16 protein-coding genes are annotated in these 18,854 nt (G+C 71.6%); 6 read left to right on the top strand and 10 right to left on the bottom strand.

Going from position 1 to position 18,854, the window contains the following annotated elements; translation table 11 throughout:
* Nucleotides 1–60 precede the first annotated feature (60 nt).
* Nucleotides 61–1,242 (top strand): acyltransferase family protein, encoded by a 1,182-nt coding sequence (locus tag BMY97_RS06855; protein WP_091614091.1) that lies wholly within the window; start codon nt 61–63, stop codon nt 1,240–1,242.
* Here BMY97_RS06855 and BMY97_RS06850 read toward each other — a convergent pair.
* From BMY97_RS06850 to BMY97_RS06840, 3 genes are read right to left on the bottom strand one after another with little or no spacing between them, the layout of a single operon-like run.
* A complete protein-coding gene (locus BMY97_RS06850; protein WP_091614089.1) occupies nt 1,226–1,726 on the bottom strand; it encodes a hypothetical protein in 501 nt (166 codons plus the stop codon). The two genes, BMY97_RS06855 and BMY97_RS06850, sit on opposite strands and share 17 nt — an antisense overlap.
* On the bottom strand, nt 1,723–3,135 hold the full coding sequence (locus BMY97_RS06845) for a sensor histidine kinase (RefSeq protein WP_091614086.1): 1,413 nt from the start codon (nt 3,133–3,135) through the stop codon (nt 1,723–1,725). Before BMY97_RS06845 ends, BMY97_RS06850 begins: the two co-directional genes overlap by 4 nt.
* Nucleotides 3,132–3,803, bottom strand: coding sequence for a response regulator transcription factor (locus BMY97_RS06840; RefSeq protein ID WP_091614083.1), 672 nt, complete (start codon nt 3,801–3,803; stop codon nt 3,132–3,134). Before BMY97_RS06840 ends, BMY97_RS06845 begins: the two co-directional genes overlap by 4 nt.
* 112 nt (nt 3,804–3,915) lie before the next feature.
* Between BMY97_RS06840 and BMY97_RS06835 the strand changes: the two genes are divergently transcribed.
* Nucleotides 3,916–4,662, top strand: a complete 747-nt coding sequence (locus BMY97_RS06835) for an SGNH/GDSL hydrolase family protein (RefSeq protein ID WP_177231216.1) — start codon at nt 3,916–3,918, stop codon at nt 4,660–4,662.
* A gap of 376 nt (nt 4,663–5,038) precedes the next feature.
* Here BMY97_RS06835 and BMY97_RS06830 read toward each other — a convergent pair whose 3' ends face one another.
* The 7 genes from BMY97_RS06830 to sucC form a co-directional block, all read right to left on the bottom strand.
* Nucleotides 5,039–6,199 (bottom strand): NAD-dependent formate dehydrogenase, encoded by a 1,161-nt coding sequence (locus BMY97_RS06830; RefSeq protein WP_091614081.1) that lies wholly within the window; start codon nt 6,197–6,199, stop codon nt 5,039–5,041.
* A 102-nt stretch (nt 6,200–6,301) separates the two neighbouring features.
* Nucleotides 6,302–7,234, bottom strand: coding sequence for a LysR family transcriptional regulator (locus tag BMY97_RS06825; protein WP_091614643.1), 933 nt, complete (start codon nt 7,232–7,234; stop codon nt 6,302–6,304).
* A gap of 39 nt (nt 7,235–7,273) precedes the next feature.
* Nucleotides 7,274–8,125 (bottom strand): LysR family transcriptional regulator, encoded by an 852-nt coding sequence (locus BMY97_RS06820; protein ID WP_091614078.1) that lies wholly within the window; start codon nt 8,123–8,125, stop codon nt 7,274–7,276.
* A 25-nt stretch (nt 8,126–8,150) separates the two neighbouring features.
* Nucleotides 8,151–9,290: a molybdopterin molybdotransferase MoeA gene (locus tag BMY97_RS06815; protein WP_091614075.1), complete on the bottom strand. Its 1,140-nt coding sequence runs from the start codon at nt 9,288–9,290 to the stop codon at nt 8,151–8,153.
* 11 nt (nt 9,291–9,301) lie between these two features.
* Nucleotides 9,302–9,802 carry a beta-class carbonic anhydrase gene (locus BMY97_RS06810; protein WP_281246884.1) on the bottom strand — a complete coding sequence of 167 codons (501 nt, stop codon included), beginning with the start codon at nt 9,800–9,802 and terminating at the stop codon, nt 9,302–9,304.
* 2 nt (nt 9,803–9,804) lie between these two features.
* On the bottom strand, nt 9,805–10,689 hold the full coding sequence (gene sucD / locus BMY97_RS06805; protein WP_091614072.1) for a succinate--CoA ligase subunit alpha: 885 nt from the start codon (nt 10,687–10,689) through the stop codon (nt 9,805–9,807).
* A gap of 1 nt (nt 10,690) precedes the next feature.
* Complete coding sequence (sucC, locus tag BMY97_RS06800) at nt 10,691–11,869, bottom strand: ADP-forming succinate--CoA ligase subunit beta (RefSeq protein WP_091614069.1); 1,179 nt, start codon at nt 11,867–11,869, stop codon at nt 10,691–10,693.
* Nucleotides 11,870–12,157: 288 nt separating this feature from the next.
* On the opposite strand from sucC, the gene BMY97_RS06795 reads away from it, so the two are divergent.
* The 4 genes from BMY97_RS06795 to BMY97_RS06780 all read left to right on the top strand — a co-directional run bounded on the left by BMY97_RS06795 (nt 12,158) and on the right by BMY97_RS06780 (nt 18,804).
* The gene (locus BMY97_RS06795; protein ID WP_091614066.1) at nt 12,158–13,894 is read left to right on the top strand and encodes a thiamine pyrophosphate-binding protein; all 1,737 of its coding nucleotides are present in this window, start codon (nt 12,158–12,160) and stop codon (nt 13,892–13,894) included.
* A 12-nt stretch (nt 13,895–13,906) separates the two neighbouring features.
* Nucleotides 13,907–15,136: a formyl-CoA transferase gene (gene frc, locus BMY97_RS06790; protein ID WP_091614065.1), complete on the top strand. Its 1,230-nt coding sequence runs from the start codon at nt 13,907–13,909 to the stop codon at nt 15,134–15,136.
* A gap of 13 nt (nt 15,137–15,149) precedes the next feature.
* Nucleotides 15,150–17,285, top strand: coding sequence for an acetate--CoA ligase family protein (locus BMY97_RS06785; protein ID WP_091614062.1), 2,136 nt, complete (start codon nt 15,150–15,152; stop codon nt 17,283–17,285).
* Nucleotides 17,286–17,391: 106 nt separating this feature from the next.
* Nucleotides 17,392–18,804, top strand: a complete 1,413-nt coding sequence (locus BMY97_RS06780) for an OFA family MFS transporter (RefSeq protein WP_091614058.1) — start codon at nt 17,392–17,394, stop codon at nt 18,802–18,804.
* Nucleotides 18,805–18,854 lie beyond the last annotated feature (50 nt).

Here is an 18,854-nt window from a genome sequence, read left to right as displayed (position 1 = left end):
CGACAGGACTGCGACGCGGCGGAGACGGCGCCCCGACACCCGCGTCGCAAGGTCTAGGGCATGACATCAGTTCAGCCGGCCCGGGCCACCGGCAAGACGCACCTTCACGCGCTGGACGGGCTGCGGGGCCTGGCCATCCTCGGGGTCCTGCTGTTCCACACCGGGCACCTGCCCGGCGGATTCCTGGGCGTGGACCTGTTCTTCACGCTGTCCGGGTACCTCATCACCGACCTGCTGCTGCGTGAGGCACGCGAGACCGGCGGCGTCTCACTGGTCGCCTTCTGGGGGCGACGGGTCCGCCGGCTGGTGCCCGCGCTGGCCGCCATGCTCGTCGGCGTCACCGTGCTGGTCTGGGTGGTGGGGCCGCCGGATCTGGTGCGCACCACGCTTTCCGACGGCCCGTGGGTGCAGGCGAACCTGGCCAACTGGCACCTGCTCGCGGAGTCGGCGAGCTACTGGGACCGGTTCGGCTCGCCGCGGGTCTTCGAGCACCTGTGGAGCATCGCGGTCGAGGAGCAGTTCTACCTGGTGTGGCCGGTACTCCTGCTGATCACCGTCCGATGTGGACGGCGGCTGGACGTCCGGGTCCTGGTGCTGGCGGCCGTCGCTTCGGCGGTGTCGTTGGTGGTGATGGTCCTGCTGACCGACCCGGCGGACCCGACCCGGGTTTACACCGGCACCGACACCCGGGCGTTCTCGTTGCTGCTGGGCGCCGCCGTGGCCACTCGGCCGGTGCGCGCCCGGCTGACTGGCCGTTGGACGGGCGTTGTGGCGGGGGTGCTCGTGGCCGGAATCGGTGCGGCGTGGGCATTCGCGGATGGGGAAGGCTCGTTGTGGCTGTACCGGGGAGGGCTCTTCGCGCTGTCGGCGGCGGCCGCGCTGCTGATCGGGTTGTGCGCGCAGGCGCCGGATTCCGTGGTCGCCAGAACTCTGGCCTGGCAGCCGTTGCGCCGGCTGGGACTGATCTCCTACAGCCTCTATCTGTGGCACTGGCCGGTGATCGTGCTGCTCGCCCCGCAGCGGGCGGGGTGGGCGTGGACCGCGATGGTGTGTGCCGTCTCGATCGGGCTGGCCGCGGCGTCGAAGTACCTGATCGAGGACCCGATCCGGTTCCGGGCCGGGTGGGCGAAGGGCCGCTCCGGGCTGCTGCTGTTCGCGGCGCTCACGATCGGGCTGGCCGGGCTGTGGCTCGCGCTGCCCGCCCCGGCGCCGGTGACCATCGACGTCAGCGGGCTGGGCTGAACAGCGGGCAAGTCCGCAGCCGGTCCGATTCCGGGGTGGGCCGGGTGAACAGCACCTGCGCCTTGACGGTCCTCGCGTCGCCGCTCTGCGTGGCCAGGCCCAGCGCGGTGCACACGAACTGGTCGATGCCCAGCGGGGTCACGTCGTCGGCGGTGACCGGGACCCGCAGCCGCAGCACGCCGAACGCGGTGGTCACCCCGACCTGGGTGGTCCCCGCCGACGCGATCTCCGTGTGCACACCGGGGTCGTCGGCTCCCGGCCCGGTCAGCAGCAGCGACAGCGCTTCGGGAATCGTGCCGAGACGGCCGGTCTCCCGCAGCTGCGGCCGGAGCCGCTCGTGCGCGTCGACGAAGTACAACGTCACCCCGGGGGCCAGGCCGGTCGGTGCCTGCCCCGCGTCGGCCGGCCCGGCCGGCTGGACGCCGCAGCTCGCGAGCAGACCGCCGGCCGCGAGCAGGAAAGCCGCCGGCCAGATTCGTTTCACCGGTCCTCCAGGTCTCTCGGCAGGCGCAGGACGAACCGCGCCCCGCCGCCTTCGGCGTTGCCCGCGGTGAGGTCGCCACCGTGCAGGCGGGCGTTTTCCAGCGCGATCGCCAGTCCGAGCCCGCTGCCCGGGGTGCGGCCGCGCGCGGCGTCGGCCTTGTAGAAGCGGTCGAACACGTGCGGCAGCACCGATTCGGGCAGGCCCGGTCCGTGGTCGGCGACCTCGAGGCGGACTTCCCCGGGCGAGGCCGAGACCCGCACGCGCACCGGTGGTTCGCCGTGCCGCAGCGCGTTGCCGACCAGGTTGGCCACGATCACGTCCAGCCGCCGCCGGTCCGAGCGCAGCCGGATTCCCTGGGGCGCCACCAGTTCCACGCGGTCCAGCCAGCCGCGGGCGCGCAGGCAGTCGCGCACCGCGTCGGCCACGTCGACCTCCTCCAGCCGCAGCCGCGCGGTGCCGGCGTCGAACCGGGACACCTCCATCAGGTCCTCGACGAGCCGCACCAGCCGGTGCGTTTCGGCGATCGCCAGCTGCGCGGACTCGCGGGCGTCCGGCTCCATCTCCTCGGCCGTGTCGGCCAGCACCTCCACCACCGCCGTCAACGTGCTCAGCGGGGTGCGCAGCTCGTGGGAGACGTCGGCGGCGAACCGCCTGGCGTCGGCCTGCATCCGCTGCATCGCCACCATCGACGTCTGGACGGACTCGGCCATTTCGTTGATCGTGACGGTCAGCTCGGCCAGCTCGTCGACGCCCTTCGGCGGCGAGCGGGCGCCCAGGTCGCCGGCGGCCAGTTTCCGCGCGGTGTCACGGACTTCGCGCACCGGGCGCAGCACGCTGCCCGCGGCGAGCAGCGCCAGCAGCACCGCCAACGGGACCGCGGCGGCCGCGGTGATGCCCGCGGACCGGGTGAGGCCGTCGACCTGCTGCTCGACGCCGGTGAGGTCGCGCACGGCGTACACCTCGATGCCGGACGGCGTGCGCGCGCCGTCCGCCGCGGTGATCATGAGCGGCGCGCCGATCAGCAGCCACGGTGTGCCGCCGGCGACCACTCGCTCCGTCACCAGCTGATTCCGGCTGCGTACGGCCGCGCGCAGCCCGTCGGTGATCAGGACGGTGCCGGAACCGTCGGCGGCTCGGAGGTCCCGGTAACCGACCAGCGTGTCCGGGCCGACCGCGACGCGCAGCTGCTCCAGGGTGGTCTGGCTCGGCGGGTAGGTCAGCTGCGGCGTGATCGCGGCGATCTGGCCGGCCACGGCCGCGGTGAGCTGCTGCTGGGTGCCGGTGACCAGCGCGGTGCTCGCCGACTTCGCGCTCGCCCAGGCCGCGGCGGCCGCGCCGAGCACGGTGACCAGGACAAACGCGACCAGCAGCCGGGCGCGCAGCCCGCGTGGCCACGCCCGTGGTCTCACAGCGGCCCGAACCGGTAGCCGAACCCGCGCACGGTCTGGACGTACTCCGGGCTCGCCGGGTCGGCCTCGATCTTCGCGCGCAGCCGCTGCACGCAGTTGTCGACCAGCCGGGAGTCGCCGAGGTAGTCGTGCTCCCAGACCAGTTCCAGCAGCTGCTGCCGGCTGAACACCCGCCCGGGCGCGCCGGACAACGTCAGCAGCAGCCGCATTTCGGTCGGCGTCAGCGGCACCGGCGCGCCGTGCAGGGACACCGCCAGCGACGCCGTGTCGAGGTGCAGGTCGCGATGCACCCGCAGGCCGTCGGTGCCGGGGCCGCGGCGCAGGACCGCGCGGATCCGCGCGTCGAGCACGGTCGGCTGGGCGGGTTTGACCACGTAATCGTCCGCGCCCGCCGCCAGGCCGCCGACGACGTCGAAGTCGTCCCCGCGCGCGGTCAGCATGATCACCGGCACCTCGCCCGCGGCGCGGATCCGGCGGCACACCTCGAATCCGTCGATCCCGGGCAGCATCACGTCGAGCACCACCAGGTCCGGCCGGGACTCCCGCAGCGCGCCGAGGCCGTCCTCACCGGTTTCGGCCGTGCGGACCTCGTGGCCGTGCCGGCCCAGCGCGAGCTGGAGCCCGCGCCGGACCAGGGGATCGTCCTCGATCAACAGGATCGCTGCCACCCGTCCAGTATGGACAAAGCCGCCCCCGCCCGCCGACCGCGAAGGCTTCCTGCGACACAACCGGGACACGGCCGCGGAACCGCCGGGACACGGCGGCGGCACGGTCGAAGCCATGACCAAGACCCGAAACCTCGTCGTCGGCCTGGCCGGGCTGTCGCTCCTGCTGGCCGCGGCCTGCTCCGAGCCGTCCGCCGCGCCCTCCCGGGCTGCCGGTGCCGCGCCGCCGAAAGTGCTCTTCACCGGTGACTCCGTCGCCGCCGACGAGGCACTGGCCCTGACCGCCGCGTTCCAGGCCGGCGGCGCCCCGTTCCAGTCGATCGCCGCGGACGGCGGCGGCAACGTGGTCGGCCCCTTCGCCGACAAGAACTGGGAGCAGCTGCCCGGGCAGATCACCGCGGCCAAGCCGGCCGTGGTCGTCTACCAGATCACCACCTACGACTGGGGCAGCCAGCCTGAGCAGCAGGCCGCTTACGGCCGGCTGCTGACCACCGTCACCGGGGCGGGCGCGAAGCTGGTCTTCGTCACCATGCCACCGATCCGGCCCGACGACTTCTACCAGCCGCACATGGCCGAGCTCGGCCACGCCGGCGCCGCCGCGCAAGCAGTCGCGGCGAGTTCGGCCGGGCGGGCCACGGTGCTCGACGCGAATGCCGTGTGGGGCACCACCTACCAGCAGACGCGCGAAGGCAAGGCCGACCGCAGCTCCGACGGGATCCACCCATGCCCGCAAGGCGCGGCCCGCTTCACCAGCTGGTTGCTCGGGGAACTGGCGAAACTGGACCCCGCCCTCAAGCCACCCCCTGCCCAGGACTGGGCCAACACCGGCTGGGTCGCCGACGGCCGGTTCAAGGGCTGCTGACCACCGAGGCCCGCGCGCGCCGGATCAGTTCGCGTCGACGTCGAACCGCACCCGGGCCGGGTGCGGTTCGATCCAGTCCTGCGCCCGCCGCCACCACACCTCGGCGGCCGGTTTCAGGCCCGACCGGTGACCACGGTCGCGCCGGTCTCACCCGGCACGGCCTGCGCCGCGAGGAACCGTTCGCGGCGTAGTAATCGAGGGTGTCGGCGACGAGGCCGACCTCGATGATCCGGGCCCGCTCCGCCACCGGCCGGATCGACGGTGGCGAAACTCATGGCCGGCTCCCTCCGGTGCCTTTGCTGTGCTTCTTCACCGATCCGGCGCGGCCGTATTTCAGCCTTTCCCTGGTGGCAGCAGGCAAGCCGTCCGGGTGTGGTCAGCGGCTGGCGGAGTACGAGTGCGCGCCGGTGCCGGCGAGCTTGCCGCCGTCGACGATCAGGTACTCGTCGCGGATCGGGGTGCCGTCGAACCAGGACTCGAGGATTTCGCGGGTGCCCGCGGAGTAGCGGGCCTGGGCCGAGAGCGACGAGCCGGAGATGTGCGGTGTCATGCCGTGGTGCGGCATGGTGCGCCACGGGTGGCCGGCCGGGGCGGGCTGCGGGAACCAGACGTCGCCCGCGTAGCCGGCGAGCCGGCCGCTCTCCAGCGCGCGCACGATCGCGTCGCGGTCGGCGATGCGGGCGCGTGCGGTGTTGATCAGGTACGCGCCGCGCTTCATGCCGGAGATCAGGCTGTCGCCGAACAGGCCCTCGGTCTCCGGGTGCAGCGGGGCGTTCACCGTGACGACGTCGCAGTGCGGCACCATCGCGGCGGCGTCCTCGTGGAAGGTCAGGTTCAGCTCGCGCTCGACCTCGGCGGGCAGCCGGTGCCGGTCGGTGTAGTGCAGGTGGACGTCGAACGGCTTGAGCCGCTTCAGCACCGCCAGCCCGATCCGGCCGGCCGCCACCGTGCCGACGTGCATGCCCTCCACGTCGTACGAGCGGGCCACGCAGTCGGCGATGTCCCAGCCGCCGTCGAGCACGGTCTGGTACGAGGGCAGGTAATTGCGCACCTGCGAGAGGATCATCATCACCACGTGCTCGGCGACGCTGATGCTGTTGCTGTACGTCACTTCGGCGACCGTGACGCCGTGCGAGATCGCCGCGTCGATGTCGGTGTGGTCGGAGCCGATGCCGGCGGTGACGACCAGCTTGAGCTCCTTCGCGCGCTCGAACCGCTCGGCGGTCAGGTAGGCGGGCCAGAATGGCTGGGAGATCACGATTTCGGCGTCCGGCAGCTCGCGGTCGAAGACCGAGCCGGCACCGTCCTTGTCGGACGTCACGACGAGCTGGTGGCCCTGGGACTCCAGGAACTTCCGCAGCCCGAGCTCACCGGACACGCTGCCGAGCAACTGGCCCGGCGTGAAGTCGAGTGCCTTCGGCGTCGGCAGGGTCTGGCCGCCGGGGTAGCCCTCGAGCCGGGGGAGGTCGTCACGGGCGTAGCTCGTGGGGTACCCGGCCGCCGGGTCGTCGTAGAGCACGCAAAGCACCTTTGCCATGATGTGTCTCCCGAGAGAAGTCGTTGGCATTCAATGCTTTTACCCTCCTCTCGCGCGTTCGGGCGGTCAAAGCGTTCGTGCCTATCCGGGCATAGCCCGCGGCTATCGGGCGGGCCCGAGGAAACGCGCGAGGACGCGCTCCAGCGTCCCCCGGACATCGGCGCCGTCGGTCACGTCGAGCAGTGCGCGGGCGAGGATGGGCTCGGGATCCCGGTCGGCCAGCACCAGCCCGATCTGCGGCGGGTGCGCCGGTTCCTCCAGCGGCACCACCCGCATGCCCGGCGGCACCCCGAACATGTGCAGCCAGGCGTGCGAGATCACGCTGGACCACCGCCGTGACGCGACGTGCGCGTAGAGCGCGGAGACGGTGTCGGTTTCGATCGCGGGCACCACCGTCGCGCCCGCGGCGGCGAACAGCCCGTCCAGCACCCGGCGGTTGCGCATCTGCCGGCCCAGCAGGCACAGCGGAAGGCCCGCGACCTCGTCCCAGCGGACGACGTCGCGGGTGGCGAACTCTCCGTCTCGGGGCGTCAGGAGCAGGTAGTGCTCCTCATACAGCGGGAAGGTCCGGACGGCGCCCAGCTCCTCGTCGTCCACATAGGTCAGTGCGATGTCGAGCTCGAACTCGCCGAGCCGCCGCGTGATTTCCCGTGACGAAAGGGATTCCAGGCTCACGCGCGCATGCGGGTGGCGTTCGCAGAACGGGGTGGTCAGCAACGTCGCGGCGGTCAGCGCGGTGGGGATCGCCCCGGCCCGCAGCACCCCGGAAAGGCTGTGGCGCATGGTCGACAGGTCGTGGCGCAGCCCGTCGCACTCCGCCAGGATGCGGTGCGCCCAGAGCAGCACCCGCTCGCCTTCGGGGGTCAGGCCCTCGAAGCGGTGGCCCCGCCGCACGATCGCGGTGTCGAGTTCCTGTTCCAGCTTCCGGATCCCGGCCGACAGCGACGGCTGCGACACGTGGCACGCGTCGGCCGCGCGCGCGAAATGCCGCTCCCGCGCAAGCGCGACGAGGTACTCCAGCTGACGCAGCAACACCCCGCCGATCATGCCGCACGGCACGCGGCACGGGAAGCGTCATCCGAGCGCCTTCACGACCGCGCTGACGGCAGCGGAAACCTCGCCGCCGGCCCACCACGCCGCCACGTCCCATCGAGGACCGGCCCCGGCGAACCGGCGCACCCGCAACTCCGGGAACCGCTCCGCCACCGACTCCGGCAGCAGGCAGGCCCCGAAGTCGTGGCGGACCAGCTCCACGGCCGCGCCGATCTCGGCCACCTCACAGGAAATCACCCGCGAAACCCCGGCCTCGCGAAAAGCCCGGTCGGCCACCTCCCGCACCGCCCAGCCCGGTGCGAAATCCACCACCGCCAGTTTGGCCGCCTCGGCCATCGTCACGGCCCCGCCGTCCGAGGATGGCGGCGTCACCAGCACCATTTCCTCCCGCCGCAGCGGCCGCCGTGCCAGGCCGTCGGTGGCGGCCGAGCCCGCCACGCCCACCATGACGTCCACAGTGGACTCCCGCACGGCCGCCCGCAGCTCGCCCGGCTGCGCCATCCGCACCTCGGCCCGTACCGCCGGGTGCTCGCGCTGCAGCTTGGCCAGCACCCGGTGCGGCTCCGCCCAGCAGCCGGGCACCACGCCGATCCGCACGCAGCCGCTGACCGTCCACCGAGCCCCGTTCACGGTCGCGCGGGCTTGTTCGGCCGCGGTCAATGCGGCGCGGGCGGCCGGCAGGAACGCCAGCCCGGCGGGGGTCAGCGCGACCCGGTGGGTGGTGCGTTCGAACAGGGCCGTGCCGAGGTCCCGCTCCAGCGCGCGGATGACGGTCGAGACCGTCGACTGCACGGTGTGCAGCCGCTGCGCCGCGGCGGTGAACCCGCCTTCCTCGGCGACCGCTACGGCGATCTCGAGCTGCCGCAGGTCCATCCGTCCTCCCGGGTTCGGGTTCCGCTCAGCGGGGGAGCGGGAGCAGTTCGGCCTCGGCGCCGTCCCAGTCCGGCGGGAGCACCGCGAGCGCGTCGGCCAGCGCCGCGCCCCACAGCGAGCCCGGCCGGTCGTGGCCGGTGGGGGTGGCCGTGGCGCCCGATCGCGTGACCGCGACGAGCTTCGTGTCTTCGGCATGCGGCGTCACCGGCGAGGTGAGCCGCGCGGTCAGCGGGGACGGCACGCGGTGCCCGCCGAGCGTGGTGAGCAACGGCTGCAGCAGGGTCAGCCCGGCCGCCAGCGCGGCGAACGGGTTGCCCGGCAGGCCGACGACACACCGGCCGTCCAGCAGCACCGCGAGCAGCTGCGGGTGCCCGGGACGGCACGCGACCCCGCTCACCCGCACCTCGGCCCGCAGCGCGCGCAGCACTCCGCGCAGGTGGTCGGCCGGGCCGGCGGACGTCGCGCCGCAGACGACCACCACGTCCGCTTCGCTTTCGGTGAGCGCTTCGGTCAGCCCGTCCGGCCGGTCCGCGAGGCGGGTCAGCCCGTGCTCCTCGGCACCGGAAGCGCGTAACAAGCCCGGCAGCATGGGGCCGATCGCGTCGCGCACCCGTCCAGGGCGCGGCCGCCCGGACGTCTCCAGCTCGTCGCCGGTGACCACCACCGCGACCCGCGGACGGCGGTGCACCAGCAGCGTGTCGTGCCCGGCCTGGGCGGCCGCGCCGAGCCCGGCCGCGGTCATCGTGGTGGCGGTGCCGAGCAGTTCGCGGCCTTCCGGGCAGTCCTCGCCCCGGCGGCGGACGTGCTTGCCGTCGGGCACCGTCCCGGCCACCCGCCGTCCTTTGTGGACGGCGTGCTCGACCGGCAGCACCGCCCGCGTGCCCGGCGGCACCGGCGCCCCGGTGGCGATCTCGACCGCCGTGCCGGGCGTGAGCGGCGACGGATGCGGTGCGCCACCGGCCCGGACCGCACCGGCCACCGTCCACGGCCCGGGCCCGGCGACGGCGTACCCGTCCATCGCCGAGTTGTCGTGGCCGGGCAGCGCCACCAGCGCCCGGACCGGGCTCGCCAGCGCCATCCCCAGCGCGTCGGCCAGCGGCAGTTCGACCGACTCCAGCGGCTTCACCGCATCGCGCGCGGTTTGGCGAGCCTCGGCCCAGTGCATCCGTGGCCTCCTCAAACTCTGCCGTCGACTTCCGTCATCGCCCCGGTCCGCTCGTCGTAGACGAACCCGCGCACCGAAGCGGTGTGCGGCAGGAACGGGCTGGACCGCACCCGCCGCAGGCACTGCCGGACGTCCTGCGCCGGATCGGCGAACGACTCGGCCGACCAGGGCGGCCGGATCCCGGTGCCCGCCTCGACCTGCCGGGCGAACTCGGTGTCGGTGAAGGTTCGCATGCCGCAGTCCTCGTGGTGGACGAGGATCACCTCCCGCGTGCCGAGCAGCCGCTGGCTGACCGCGAGCGACCGGATGGCGTCGTCGGTGACGGCGCCGCCGGCGTTGCGGATCACGTGCGCGTCGCCCTCCTCGAGGCCGAGCAGCCGGTAGACGCTGATGCGCGCGTCCATGCAGGCGATCACCGCGACCCGCCGCCGCGGCCGCCGCACGAGCCGGGTGTGGTCGAGCCGGTGGTGGTAGCCGCGCGCGTGGGCGACCAGCTCGTCGATTTCGCCCACGGTCAGCCGGCCAGCACTTCGCGGACCAGCCGCGCGGTTTCACTCGGCGTCCGCCCGACCCGGATGCCCGCGGCCTCCAGCGCCGCCTGCTTCGCGGCCGCCGTGCCCGCCGAACCGGAGACGATCGCGCCCGCGTGGCCCATGGTCTTGCCTTCGGGCGCGGTGAATCCCGCGACGTAGCCGACGACGGGCTTGCTGACGTTGTCACGCACGTACGCGGCGGCGCGCTCTTCGGCGTCTCCGCCGATCTCGCCGATCAGCACGATCACGTCGGTGTCGGGGTCCTTCTCGAAGGCTTCGACGGCGTCGATGTGCGTCGTCCCGATCACCGGGTCGCCGCCGATGCCGATGCAGCTGGAGAAGCCGAGGTCGCGCAGCTCGTGCATGAGCTGGTAGGTCAGCGTGCCGGACTTCGACACCAGCCCGATCCGGCCGGGCCCGGTGATGTCGGCGGGGATGATCCCGGCGCCGGACAGCCCGGGGGAGATCAGCCCGGGGCAGTTGGGCCCGATGATCCGGGTCTTGCCGCCGCGGGTCACGGCGTGCGCCCAGAACACCGCGGAATCGTGCACAGGCACGCCCTCGGTGATCACCACGGCCAGCCCGATTTCGGCGTCGACGGCCTCGATCACCGCGTCCTTGACGAACGGCGGGGGCACGAACAGCACCACCACGTCCGCGCCGGTCGCGGCCATCGCGTCCGCGACGGTGCCGAACACCGGCAGCTCGCGCCCGCCGATGGCCACGGACTGCCCGGCCTTGCGCGGGTTGACGCCGCCGACGACGTTCGTGCCGGCGTCGAGCATCCGCTTCGTGTGCTTCGTGCCCTCGGCGCCGGTCATGCCCGACACGATGATGCGGCTGTTGCTGTCCAGGAAGATTGCCATCTCAGGCCTCCGGGGTGACGACGGCGGCCAGCTCGGCCGCGGTACGGGCGGCGTCGTCCATCGTGGCCACGACGGTGACGAGCGGGTGGGCCGCCTCGGCGAGGATCCGCCGGCCCTCGGCGACGTTGTTGCCGTCGAGCCGGACGACCAGCGGTTTGGTGGCGCGGTCGCCGAGCAAGGCGAGCGCCTTGACGATGCCGTCGGCCACCGCGTCGCACGCGGTGATGCCGCCGAACACGTTCACGAACACGCTGCGCACGCCCGGGTCGCCGAGGATCACGCCGAGCCCGGCCGACATGATCTCGGCCGAGGCGCCGCCGCCGATGTCGAGGAAGTTCGCCGGGCCCACCGCGCCGGCTTCGGCCGCGGCGTCCGCGACGACGTCCAATGTGGACATCACCAGCCCCGCGCCGTTGCCGATCACGCCGATGTCGCCGTCGAGCTTGACGTAGTTGAGGCCCTGCTCGTGGGCCTGGCGCTCCAGCGGGTCGCCGGCCGCCGGGTCGGTGAACGCGGCGTGCCCGGGGTGGCGGAAGGCGGCGTTCTCGTCGAGGGTGACCTTGCCGTCGAGCGCGACGATCTCGCCGCTTTTGGTGCGCACCAGCGGGTTCACCTCGACCAGGGTGGCGTCCTCGGCGACGAAGACCTCCCACAGCCGGATCAGCGCCTCCGCGACGCCGTCGGCGACCTCGGCCGGGAACCGGGCGGCGGCCACGATCTCGCGCGCCTTTTCCGCGTCGACGCCGGTGAGCGCGTCGATCGGGACCTTGGCCAGCGCGTCGGGCTTGGTGGCGGCCACCTCCTCGATCTCCATGCCGCCCTCGACCGAGGCCATCGCCAGGAACGTGCGGTTCGCGCGGTCCAGCAGGAAGGACGCGTAGTACTCCTCGGCGATTTCGCTCGCCTCGGTGACCAGGACCTGGTGCACGGTGTGGCCCTTGATGTCCATGCCGAGGATGTCCTCGGCGACCTGCTCGGCGTCGTCGGGCCGGGCGGCGAGCTTGACCCCGCCGGCCTTGCCCCGGCCGCCGGTCTTCACCTGCGCCTTGACCACCACGGTGCCGCCGATCTCGACGGCGGCGGCGCGGGCTTCTTCGGGGCTCGCGGCGACCCGGCCGCGGGGGACCGGTACGCCGCGGGCCTCGAACAGCTCGCGCGCCTCGTGCTCGAAAAGATCCATCGGATTCCTTTCTGCTTCGGCTGGGGGTGCTCCGCGCCGGGACCGGCCTCGCCAGTGCGCGAATCCGGGTGCCCGGGCCGGGAAAAACCTGCGGATAGCCCTGGACAGCGGGCGACTCTGAGAGTAATCCTAATGCCTACCGCATACGGTATGCAATCTACAGTTTGTCCCGAAGGTGCCGCTGACCTGGAGGGATGGCCCTCACGCCGGGCCGCGGACGGACGAGCACACCGGAACGAGCGCGCGGATCAGAGAGGTCCGGCGCGAGAGCAGCAGAGGAGCTGAGCCATGGCGCCAACCACCACGGGCCAGGACGCCGAGCAGGGCCGGGCGGCCGCGAACGGCACCCCGGCGGCCCCGGACACCATCTCCGGCGGGCACCTGGTCGCCAAGGCGCTCAAGGCCGAGGGCGTCGACACGATCTTCACGCTGTGCGGCGGGCACATCATCGACATCTACGACGGCTGCGTGGACGAGGGCATCAACGTCATCGACGTGCGGCACGAGCAGGTCGCCGCGCACGCCGCCGACGGCTACGCCCGGATCACCGGCAAGCCCGGCTGCGCGGTCGTCACCGCGGGGCCGGGCACCACCGACGCGGTCACCGGCGTGGCCAACGCGCTGCGGGCCGAGAGCCCGATGCTGCTGATCGGCGGCCAGGGCGCGCTGGCGCAGCACAAGATGGGTTCACTGCAGGACCTCCCGCACGTGGACATGATGACGCCGATCACCAAGTTCGCGGCGACCGTCCCGTCCACGGCGCGGGCGGCGGACCTGGTGTCGATGGCGTTCCGGGAGGCGTTCGCGGGCGCGCCCGGGCCGTCGTTCCTGGAGATCCCGCGTGACGTCCTCGACGCGCGGGTACCGCTGGCCAACGCGCGCATCCCGTCGGCGGGCCAGTACCGCGCGTCCACCCGCAGTGCCGGCGACCCGGCGGACATCGAAAAGCTCGCGGACCTGCTGGTGCACGCGAAGAAGCCGGCGATCCTGCTGGGCAGCCAGGTCTGGACCACGCGGGCGACGGAGCCGGCCACCGAACTGGTGCGCTCGCTGAACATCCCCGCGTACATGAACGGCGCCGGCCGCGGCACCCTGGCGCCGGGCGACCCGCACCACTTCCAGCTTTCGCGCCGGTACGCCTTCGACAACGCCGACGTGATCGTCATCGTCGGCACCCCGTTCGACTTCCGGATGGGGTACGGCAAGCGGCTTTCGCCGGACGCCACGGTGGTGCAGATCGACCTCGACTACCGCACCGTCGGCAAGAACCGCGACATCGACCTGGGCATCGTGGGCGACGCCGGACAGGTCCTCGCCGCCGTCTCGCAGGCCGCTTCCGGACGTGTGGACACCGGTGCGGTGGCGCGCAAGCCGTGGCTGGAGGAACTTCGCGCGGTGGAGGAGAAGGCGAAGCAGAAGCGCCTGCCGCAGCAGCATTCCGACGCGAACCCGATCCACCCGTACCGGCTGGTGCACGAGATCAACGAGTTCCTCACCGAGGACTCGATCTACATCGGCGACGGCGGCGACATCGTCACCTTCTCCGGCCAGGTCGTCCAGCCGAAGTCGCCGGGCCACTGGATGGACCCGGGCCCGCTGGGCACGCTCGGTGTCGGCATCCCGTTCGTGCTCGCGGCCAAGCACGCCCGCCCGGACAAGGAGGTCGTCGCGCTGTTCGGCGACGGCGCCTTCTCCCTCACCGGCTGGGACTTCGAGACGCTGGTGCGGTTCAACCTGCCGTTCGTCGGGATCGTCGGCAACAACTCCTCGATGAACCAGATCCGCTACGGCCAGGCGCAGAAGTACGGCGTGGCCCGCGAGCGCATCGGCAACACCCTGGGCGACGTCCGCTACGACGAGTTCGCCCGGATGCTCGGCGGCTACGGCGAGGAGGTCCGCGACCCCGCGGACATCGCGCCGGCGCTGCAGCGGGCCCGCGAGTCGGGCAAGCCCTCGCTGATCAACGTCTGGGTCGACCCGGACGCCTACGCCCCCGGGACCATGAACCAGACGATGTACAAGTAGTCGGAGGCCGAAATGGGAAAGGCACTTGAGGGCGTCCGCGTCCTCGACATGACCCACGTCCAATCAGGACCGTCGTCGACCCAGATCCTCGCCTGGCTCGGCGCGGACGTCATCAAGCTCGAGACGCCGGGCCGCGGCGACATCACCCGCGGGCAGCTGCGCGACCTGCCCGGGGTGGACAGTCTCTACTTCACGATGCTGAACGCGAACAAGCGCAGCATCACGCTGAACATGAAGAGTGAGGAGGGCAAGAAGCTCTTCACCGAACTGGTGTCCTCTGTGGACGTGCTGGTGGAGAACTTCGGCCCCGGCGTGGTCGACCGGTTCGGCTTCCCGTGGGAGAAGCTGCACGAGATCAACGAAAAGCTGGTCTACGCCTCGATCAAGGGCTTCGGCCCGGGCCGGTACGCCGACTTCAAGGCCTACGAGGTGATCGCGCAGGCCATGGGCGGGTCGATGAGCACCACCGGTTTCGAGGAGGGCCCGCCGACGGCGACCGGCGCGCAGATCGGCGACTCGGGCACCGGCATCCACCTGGTGGCCGCGATCCTGGCGGCGCTGTACCAGCGCACGAACACCGGCCGTGGCCAGCGGGTGCAGGTCGCGATGCAGGACGCCGTGCTGAACCTGTGCCGGGTGAAGCTGCGCGACCAGCAGCGCCTGGCGCACGGCCCGCTGGGGGAGTACCCGAACGAGGTGTTCAGCGACGAGGTGCCGCGGTCGGGCAACGCCTCGGGCGGCGGCCAGCCCGGCTGGGCGGTGCGCTGCGCGCCCGGCGGCCCCAACGACTACATCTACGTGATCATCCAGCCCGTCGGCTGGGCGCCGATCACGGAGCTGATCGGCCAGCCCGAGCTGGCCGAAGACCCGGAGTGGGCCACCCCGGAGTCCCGTCTGTCCAAACTGGACAAGGTGTTCGCGCTGGTCGAGCAGTGGACCGAGCAGCACACCAAATGGGAGGTGATGGAACGGCTCAACGCGCACAACATCCCGTGCGGCCCGATCCTGTCCACCCAGGAGCTGATCGAGGACGAGACGCTGGCCGAGCTGGGCACCGTGGTCGAGGTGCAGCACCCGGAGCGCGGCGCCTTCAAGACCGTCGGCTGCCCGCTGAAGCTGTCGGACTCCCCGGTCGAGATCGAGCGCTCGCCCCTGCTGGGCGAGCACAACAACGAGGTGCTCGGCGAGCTGGGCTACGGGCCACAGGACCTCGACCGGCTTCGCACCGCAGGCGTGATCTGAAGGAGAGCAGGGAATGACCACGGGAACCGACCGCGCCGCGGTCGAAAAGATCCTCGCCAGGGCCGCGGCGGAGGGACGCAGTTCGCTCACCGCGCCCGAGGGCCGGGCGGTCTGCGAGGCCTACGGGATCGCCACCCCGCAGGAACGGCTCGCCGCCACCGCGGCCGAAGCGGTCGCCCAGGCCGAGGAGATCGGCCTGCCGGTGGTGCTGAAGATCGTGTCGCCGGACATCCTGCACAAGACCGAGGCCGGCGGTGTGCTCGTCGGCCTGCGCAGCGTCGAGGAGGTGGCCGAAGGCTTCGCCACCATCCTCGCGAATGCCAAGGCCTACAACGCGAACGCGCAGATCCTCGGCGTCCAGGTACAGCAGATGCTGACCTCCGGGCAGGAGGTGATCATCGGCTCGGTCAGCGACCAGACCTTCGGCAAGGTCGTCGCCTTCGGCCTCGGCGGCGTACTGGTGGAGGTGCTCAAGGACGTCACCTTCCGGCTGGCCCCGACCAGCACCGAAGAGGCACTGTCCATGGTGGACGGGATCGCCGCGGCGGAGATCCTCAACGGGGTCCGCGGCGCCGAGGCGGTGGACAAGGCCGCGCTGGCCGGGATCATCCACCGGCTCGGGCAGCTGGTCACCGACTTCCCGCAGCTGGCCGAGGTCGACCTCAACCCGGTGCTGGCCACGGCGTCCGGCGCGACCGCCGTCGACGTCCGGATCCTGGTCGACCCGGAGGCGGCGAAGGAGCCGCTGCGGTTCACCCAGGAGGAGATCCTGGCGTCGATGACCCGGATCATGAAGCCGTCCGCCATCGCGGTGATCGGCGCCTCCGCCGAGGCCGGGAAGATCGGCAATTCGGTGATGAAGAACCTCGTCAACGGCGGCTACGCGGGCGAGATCCACCCGATCAACCCCAAGGCGAGCGAGATCCTGGACCGCAAGGCCTACGCCAGCATCGCCGACGTGCCCGGCGAGATCGACGTGGCGGTGTTCGCCATCCCGGCGAAGTTCGTGCCCGCCGCGCTGGAGGAAGCGGGCGCGAAGGGCGTCGCCGGGGCGATCCTGATCCCGTCCGGCTTCGGCGAAACCGGCAACATCGCGCTGCAGGACGAGGTCGTGGCGATCGCGCGCAAACACGGCGTGCGCGTCCTCGGGCCCAACATCTACGGCTACTACTACACGCCGGAGAACCTTTCGGCGACCTTCTGCACGCCGTACGACGTCAAGGGCGGGGTCGCGCTCTCCTCGCAGAGCGGCGGCATCGGCATGGCGATCCTGGGCTTCAGCCGGTCGGCGAAGATGGGCGTGTCCTCGATCGTCGGCGTGGGCAACAAGGCCGACATCGACGAGGACGACCTGCTCACCTTCTTCGAGCAGGACGACAACACCCAGCTGATCGCCATGCACCTGGAAGACCTCAAGGACGGCCGCTCGTTCGCCGAGACAGCCAAGCGGGTCTCGCTGAAGAAGCCGGTGGTGGTGCTCAAGGCCGGCCGCACCTCGCAGGGCGCGAAGGCGGCCAGCTCGCACACCGGCGCATTGGCCGGCGACGACAAGGTCTACGACGACATCCTGCGCCAGAGCGGGGTGATCCGGGCGCCCGGGCTGAACGACATGCTCGAGTACGCCCGCGGCATTCCGCTTTTGCCCACGCCCAAGGGCGAGAACGTCGTGATCATCACCGGCGCCGGCGGCTCGGGCGTGCTGCTGTCGGACGCCTGTGTGGACAACGGCCTGTCGCTGATGGAGATCCCCGGCGACCTCGACGAGGCGTTCCGCAAGTTCATCCCGCCGTTCGGCGCGGCCGGCAACCCGGTGGACATCACCGGCGGCGAGCCGCCGTCGACCTACCGCAACACCATCGCGCTCGGCCTGTCCGACGAGCGCGTCCACTCCCTGATCCTCGGCTACTGGCACACCATCGTCACACCGCCGATGGTCTTCGCCGAGCTGGTGGTCGACGTCGTCGAGGAATTCCGCCGGAAGGGCATCCACAAGCCCGTGGTGGCTTCGCTTTCCGGCGACGTCGAGGTCGAGGAGGCGAGCGACCACCTGTACGCCAACGGGATCGTCGCCTACCCGTACACGACCGAAAAGCCGGTGGCCGTGCTCGGCGCCAAGTACCGCTGGGCCAGGTCCGCGGGCCGGCTCTGAAAAAACTCCACAGGGGCTGGCCTCACCCGAGGGAAAGGACGAAGATCCACCGCACGCCGCGCTACGAAGAGGGAACCGAAGTCAACGGTGACGAAAGAGAACTCTCATGACCGCAGCCCAACCGCCTTACCAGGAGATCATCGACGACAACGGCCGGGTCTACCGGATCGGTGAGAGTCCCCGCGACATCCTGGGGCGCTCACGCAGTTTCATGGTCTGGTTGCCCTGGATCGCCATGATGGCGGTCAGTGTGTTCGAGTACGGCTGGGGAGCCGTCGAGGGAACACTCGAAGAGAAATACGGCTGGTCCCTGTCGGACGCGTTCTGGCTGGCCAGCATCTGGGCCGTCTTCCAGGCGGGGGTCGCCTTCCCCGCCGGGCGGCTGCGCGAGAAGAACATCGTCTCGGCCAAGACCGCCATGCTCGTCGGCGCGGTCCTGAGCGGGATCGGCTATTTCACCATCGCGCACAGCGGGAACCTGGTGATCGCGTTCATCGGGTATTCCGTGCTCGGCGGGACCGGCGCCGGGCTGGTGTACGCGACCTGCATCAACATGGTCGGCAAGTGGTACCCGGAGAAGCGCGGCGCCCGCACCGGTTTCGTGAACGGCGGCTTCGCTTACGGCGCGGTGCCGTTCATCTACCTGTTCAGCGCGTTCCTCGGCCATGAGAACGTGACGGTCACGCTCGACGCCATCGGGCTGTACATGCTGCTGGTGGTCGGGATCTGCGGATTCCTGTTCAAGGACCCGCCGAAGAACTGGTGGCCGGCCGAGGTCGACCCGATCGCGTGGCTCAAGGGCAAGGCCGTCGGCAATGCCAAGGGCCTGGCGAAGAACCCGCCCGCGGTGAAGCAGTTCACGCCGATGGAGGCGATCCGGACCGGCATGCTCCCGCTGATGTGGGTGTGCCTGATCGTGATCGGCGGCGTTTCGCTGTTCGGCATCAACTTCCAGGTGGACTTCGCCAAGGAGAGCAATTTCGGCGCGTTCGTGGCCGCCTCCTCGGCGGGCATCCTGGCGGTGGTGAACGGCGTCGGGCGCGGCCTGGTCGGCTGGGCCTCGGACCGGATCGGCCGCAAGGCCACCCTGTTCTGGGTGCTGGTGATCGCGGCCGTGGCGCAGTTCGGCGTGATGTGGTCGGGCAACGCGCACAGCCTGTTCTGGTTCATGGTGTTCGCGGTGCTGACCGGCTTCGGCAGCGGCGCGTTCTACCCGCTGTTCGCCGCGCTCGTGCCGGACTACTTCGGCGAGAACCACAACGCGACGAACTACGGCCTCGTCTACAGCGCCAAGCTGATCGGCGGCGTCGGCGGCGGTGGTTTGGCCGCGGGCGTGATCACCGCTTGGGGCTACACCGGCGCGTACATCCTCGCAGGCTGCATCGCCTTGCTGTCCGCGCTGCTGACCCTGTTCCTGAAGCAGCCCGGCCGTCGTTCCGGCCCGGGTTCGACGGCGCGGGTCACCTCGCCGGACGTGGCCGCCCGGGCCACCCCGGCCACCGGGAGTGCCGGCAGCTGACGCTTGCCGGGTCATCCGGACAAGGAAAGGGCCCAGGAGCAGAGGGGGCG

The sequence above is a fragment of the Amycolatopsis saalfeldensis genome, assembly GCF_900110575.1.
GTDB classification, from domain to species: domain Bacteria; phylum Actinomycetota; class Actinomycetes; order Mycobacteriales; family Pseudonocardiaceae; genus Amycolatopsis; species Amycolatopsis saalfeldensis.
The sequence above is the reverse complement of the archived record's forward strand: the minus strand, read 5'-3'. Positions and strand labels throughout refer to the sequence as shown.

Excerpts from the sequence above, each read along its gene's own strand:
- BMY97_RS06835 (WP_177231216.1), top strand. The coding sequence starts at position 3,916 with ATGACCAAGACCCGAAACCTCGTCGTCGGCCTGGCCGGGCTGTCGCTC.
- BMY97_RS06855 (WP_091614091.1), top strand. The coding sequence starts at position 61 with ATGACATCAGTTCAGCCGGCCCGGGCCACCGGCAAGACGCACCTTCAC.
- sucD (WP_091614072.1), bottom strand. The coding sequence starts at position 10,689 with ATGGCAATCTTCCTGGACAGCAACAGCCGCATCATCGTGTCGGGCATG.
- BMY97_RS06795 (WP_091614066.1), top strand. The coding sequence starts at position 12,158 with ATGGCGCCAACCACCACGGGCCAGGACGCCGAGCAGGGCCGGGCGGCC.
- sucC (WP_091614069.1), bottom strand. The coding sequence starts at position 11,869 with ATGGATCTTTTCGAGCACGAGGCGCGCGAGCTGTTCGAGGCCCGCGGC.
- BMY97_RS06815 (WP_091614075.1), bottom strand. The coding sequence starts at position 9,290 with ATGCACTGGGCCGAGGCTCGCCAAACCGCGCGCGATGCGGTGAAGCCG.
- BMY97_RS06785 (WP_091614062.1), top strand. The coding sequence starts at position 15,150 with ATGACCACGGGAACCGACCGCGCCGCGGTCGAAAAGATCCTCGCCAGG.
- BMY97_RS06830 (WP_091614081.1), bottom strand. The coding sequence starts at position 6,199 with ATGGCAAAGGTGCTTTGCGTGCTCTACGACGACCCGGCGGCCGGGTAC.
- frc (WP_091614065.1), top strand. The coding sequence starts at position 13,907 with ATGGGAAAGGCACTTGAGGGCGTCCGCGTCCTCGACATGACCCACGTC.
- BMY97_RS06780 (WP_091614058.1), top strand. The coding sequence starts at position 17,392 with ATGACCGCAGCCCAACCGCCTTACCAGGAGATCATCGACGACAACGGC.
- BMY97_RS06820 (WP_091614078.1), bottom strand. The coding sequence starts at position 8,125 with ATGGACCTGCGGCAGCTCGAGATCGCCGTAGCGGTCGCCGAGGAAGGC.